Below are 4,138 nucleotides of genomic sequence, written 5' to 3'. Positions count from 1 at the left end.
AAAACCATTCACGATGTTCTTCATCCATATCGCCGACAATGGCCTGAAGATCAACTGGCTGGCCCTGGGCGTGCATTCTGGCGAAACTCCGCGCCAAAAAATCAAAATTCTTCATTGAATACATATCGTTATGGTTCATGCGCATACTCCTTCAGCGGTGGATGTTCTGATCAGTCATATGCCTTTTACTCACTTCAGTATTTACGCTTACCTTAACGCGATTTGTACGAAAAATGCGCTTAACATGATTATTTATTGCGCTAAATCATTTTCCATATGATTAAATAAAAACGGCCCGCGATACGTCTATCGCAGGCCGTGATGCTTCACCGTACAAACCGGTGAATAGCGAAAAGCTTATTTGTCGCTATCTTTTTGTATTTTCTTAATAATATTGGTAGTTGAGCAGCCATCTTCAAAGTTGAGCACCAGTACTTCGCCACCGTTCGCCCAGACCTCTTCGCTGCCGGCGATCTGCTCCGGTTTGTAGTCGCCGCCCTTGACCAGCAGATCCGGCAGGATGCCAGCGATCAGGCGCTGCGGAGTATCTTCTTCGAAGGAGACCACCCAGTCGACGGCTTCCAGCGCCCCCAGCACGATCATCCGCTGTTCCAGCGGGTTCACCGGGCGGGTTTCGCCTTTCAGACGTTTGGTGGAGGCATCGCTGTTGACCGCCACGATCAGACGGTCGCCCAGCTTGCGCGCATTCGCCAGATAGGAGACATGACCGGCATGCAGAATGTCGAAGACGCCGTTGGTCATCACCACTTTCTCGCCGCGCTTGCGCGCCGCCGCAACCGCCTGTTTGAGCTCCTCTTCGCTCATCACGCCAAAGCCGGTCTCAGCCCGGCCGCGGACCGCGTTTTCCAGCTCGACAGGGGAAACGGTGGATGTACCCAGCTTACCGACCACCACGCCCGCCGCGGCGTTAGCGAAATAGCAGGCCTCTTCCAGGGTGTTGCCGGACGCCAGGGTCGCCGCCAGCACGCCAATCACCGTGTCGCCGGCGCCGGTCACGTCGTACACTTCCTGGGCCTGGGTCGGCATATGCAGCGGCGGACGCCCCGGCTGCAGCAGCGTCATCCCCTGCTCAGAGCGCGTCACCAGCAGCGCCGACAGTTCGAATTCGGCGATGAGCTTCATGCCGCGCTCAACGATCTGCGCTTCATCCTGGCACTTGCCCACCACCGCTTCAAACTCAGAGAGGTTCGGGGTGAGCAACGTCGCGCCGCGATAGCGTTCGAAATCGGTGCCTTTCGGATCGATCAGCACCGGCACGCCCGCTTCGCGTGCGAGTCGGATCATGGTCTGGACGCTGGTCAGCGCCCCTTTGGCATAGTCCGAAAGGACCAGCGCGCCAATAGAGCCCAGCGCCTGCTGAATGCGCTCGTGCATCGGCTGCGGATCGACGCCGGAGAAGCCCTCTTCAAAGTCGAGGCGGATCAGCTGTTGATTGCGCGACAGCACCCGCAGCTTGGTGATAGTCGGGTGAGTCGGGACGGAGACGAAGTCGCACTTCACATTGACGTTGGCCAGCGCCTGGCTCAGCGCGCGGGCGGCGTCATCAATCCCGGTCAATCCCACCAGGCGCGAGGTTGCCCCCAGCGAGGCAATGTTCATCGCTACGTTTGCCGCGCCGCCAGGACGTTCTTCGATATTTTCCACCTTCACCACCGGCACCGGGGCTTCCGGGGAAATACGACTGGTGGGGCCGTACCAGTAGCGGTCCAGCATCACATCACCCACCACCAACACTCCTGCACGTTCAAACTCCGGCAGCGTTACTTTCATGACTCTCTCCTGCGAGACGCAAACTTTGCGCGCGATAATAGCACACCCGATTTTATAGTTAAGCCATCAGCCATTTCTGCCAGCTGGCGCTGACCTGCTCGCGCTCCCGGCTGAAGGCCTCTGGCGCCACGTGTCCCGGCAGCTCCTGCAGGGCCAGGTGATGGAGCGCGTCACGCAAGGTGGTGTACGCGTGCGTTAAGGCGCGCGCTTCCTCCTCGTCCATGATGTCGTTCTGCGCCAGCAGCTCGAGAATACGCACATTATCAGACCAGCGGGTCAGCTTCGGCTTGTCGCTGGCATAGCGTAGGACCAGATACTGAGTAATAAATTCAATATCCGTGATCCCGCCGGCATCGGCTTTGATATCAAAACGATTGGGATGCTTGTTGCCGAGGTGGGCGCGCATCTTCTCGCGCATCTCGCGAACCTCGGTCTGCAGGGTTGCGCCCTCCCGCGGGGTGGTCAGGATATCGCGACGAATGGCGTCAAAGCGCGCCTGCAACGCCGGGTCGCCATAGACCACGCGGGCGCGCACCAGCGCCTGATGCTCCCACGTCCAGGCCTCGTTCTGCTGATAGTCGGCAAACGCGTCAGCGGTGGTAACCAGCATCCCCGCCGCGCCGGAAGGGCGCAGCCGGGCGTCCACTTCGTAGAGAATACCGGACGAGGTGCGGGTGCTGAACAGATGCATGATCCGCTGGGCCAGCCGCAGGTAGAACTGACGGCCGTCAATCTCCCGCTCGCCGTCGGTCATCACCTCCGCCGGGCAGTCATGGAGGAACACCAGGTCGAGATCGGAGCTGTAGCCCAGCTCCCAACCGCCGAGCTTACCGTAGCCGACGACGGCGAAGCCGCGCCCCTGGCGATCGTGCAGATGGGTCGGCAGGCCGTAGCGAGCCACCATCTGCCCCCATGCCTGCTGCACCACCGCATCGAGGATCGCTTCGGCAAGCCAGGTTAAATGATCGCTGACCTTCATCACCGGCAGGGTGCCGGCGATATCCGCCGCCGCGATATGTAGCTGCTGCGCCTGCTTGAACTGGCGCAACGCCTCCAGCTGCTGCTCTTCATCCTCTTCCGGCACCCGCAGCAGATACTGACGCAGCTCGTCGCGATAGGCATCGGTCGCCGTCGGCTGATAGAGGGTGTTGGGATCCAGCAGCTCATCCAGCAGCAGCGGGTGGCGCGCCAGCTGGCTGGCGACCATCGGCGATGCCGCGCAGAGCGTAATCAGGTGTTTCAGCGCGCCGGGGAATTCGCTCAGCAGTTCAAGATAGGTGGTGCGGGTGACGATGCCGGTCAACAGCGGCGTGATCCGCGCCAGAGGCAGCGGCGCATCGGCGCGCGAGCAGATTTCGCTCAGCAGATGCGGCATCAGCTGATCCAGCACCTGGCGGCCGCGCGGGCCGATGGTGCGCCGATCCAGCTCTTTGCGGAAATCGGCAATCAGCGCCAGCACGCTGCGGCGGTCGGCGTCGTTTAAATGCGCCAGCGCCGGACTGGCGTCATCTTCTTCCAGCGCATCCTGCCACAGCTCGCGCCAGTACTCGGCCAGCTGCTCATCTGGCGACTGAGCCTCGTCATCGCCGATCAGTTCATTAAACACCCGCCGTACGTTGGCCATATGGTTCGCCAGCTGCGCGCTCAGCGTCTCCCAGTCATCGGTATGCATCCCCCACGCCAGTCTGGCGCGGTTCAGTTCATCCTGCGGCAGGGTCTGGGTCTGTTCATCGTTGATACTTTGCAGCAGGTTTTCCAGCCGGCGCAGGAACAGATAGGCCGCGCGCAGCAGCGTCGCGTCGCCTTCCGGCAGCAGATGCAGCTCATCAATCGCCGCCAGTGTCGGCAATAGCGCGCGCTGCTGCAGCGCAGGTTCGCGACCGCCTCGGATCAGCTGAAAGACTTGAACGATAAATTCAATTTCACGAATGCCGCCGGCGCCGAGCTTGATGTTGTCTTTCAGCCCGCGACGCCGCACTTCACGGGCGATCATGCCTTTCATGTTACGCAGCGACTGGATCACGCTGAAGTCGATATAGCGGCGGAAGACGAAGGGGCGAAGCATCGCGCGCAGTTCGCTGGCGTAGGCGCCGTCGTTATCGCCCATGATCCGCGCTTTCACCATCGCGTAGCGTTCCCAGTCCCGCCCCTGCTCCTGGTAATAATCTTCCAGCGCCGCAAAGCTGAGCACCAGCGGCCCGCTGTCGCCAAACGGCCGCAGGCGCATGTCCACCCGATAAACAAAGCCGTCCTGCGTCGGCTGGTCGAGCGCCTTGATAAGCCGCTGCCCCAGGCGGGTAAAGAACTGGGCGTTATCCAGCTCGCGGCGGCCGCCCCGGGGGGGGGC

4 protein-coding genes are annotated in these 4,138 nt (G+C 61.1%); 1 reads left to right on the top strand and 3 read right to left on the bottom strand.

Annotated elements, in window-relative coordinates; genetic code table 11:
• On the bottom strand, positions 1–139 hold a 139-nt coding region (locus HMPREF9538_RS16015; protein ID WP_032457071.1), incomplete at its 3' end, for a glycogen synthase.
• Here HMPREF9538_RS16015 and HMPREF9538_RS32210 point away from each other — a divergent pair.
• Complete coding sequence (locus tag HMPREF9538_RS32210) at positions 131–280, top strand: hypothetical protein (protein ID WP_020316735.1); 150 nt, start codon at positions 131–133, stop codon at positions 278–280. The genes HMPREF9538_RS16015 and HMPREF9538_RS32210 overlap by 9 nt on opposite strands.
• A 77-nt stretch (positions 281–357) precedes the next feature.
• Here the strand turns inward: HMPREF9538_RS32210 and hldE are convergent, their stop codons facing one another.
• On the bottom strand, positions 358–1,791 hold the full coding sequence (gene hldE, locus HMPREF9538_RS16025; RefSeq protein WP_002916858.1) for a bifunctional D-glycero-beta-D-manno-heptose-7-phosphate kinase/D-glycero-beta-D-manno-heptose 1-phosphate adenylyltransferase HldE: 1,434 nt from the start codon (positions 1,789–1,791) through the stop codon (positions 358–360).
• A 58-nt stretch (positions 1,792–1,849) separates the two neighbouring features.
• A partial coding sequence (gene glnE, locus HMPREF9538_RS16030) for a bifunctional [glutamate--ammonia ligase]-adenylyl-L-tyrosine phosphorylase/[glutamate--ammonia-ligase] adenylyltransferase (protein WP_009484820.1) occupies positions 1,850–4,138 on the bottom strand: 2,289 nt, incomplete at its 5' end.

The organism is Klebsiella sp. MS 92-3, assembly GCF_000195655.1.
Classification (GTDB): domain Bacteria; phylum Pseudomonadota; class Gammaproteobacteria; order Enterobacterales; family Enterobacteriaceae; genus Klebsiella; species Klebsiella pneumoniae.
This window is presented reverse-complemented; position numbering and strand designations above follow the sequence as displayed.

Bases quoted from the DNA above. Each gene is read 5' to 3' on its own strand.
- hldE (WP_002916858.1), bottom strand. From the start codon at position 1,791: ATGAAAGTAACGCTGCCGGAGTTTGAACGTGCAGGAGTGTTGGTGGTG.
- HMPREF9538_RS32210 (WP_020316735.1), top strand. From the start codon at position 131: ATGGTTCATGCGCATACTCCTTCAGCGGTGGATGTTCTGATCAGTCAT.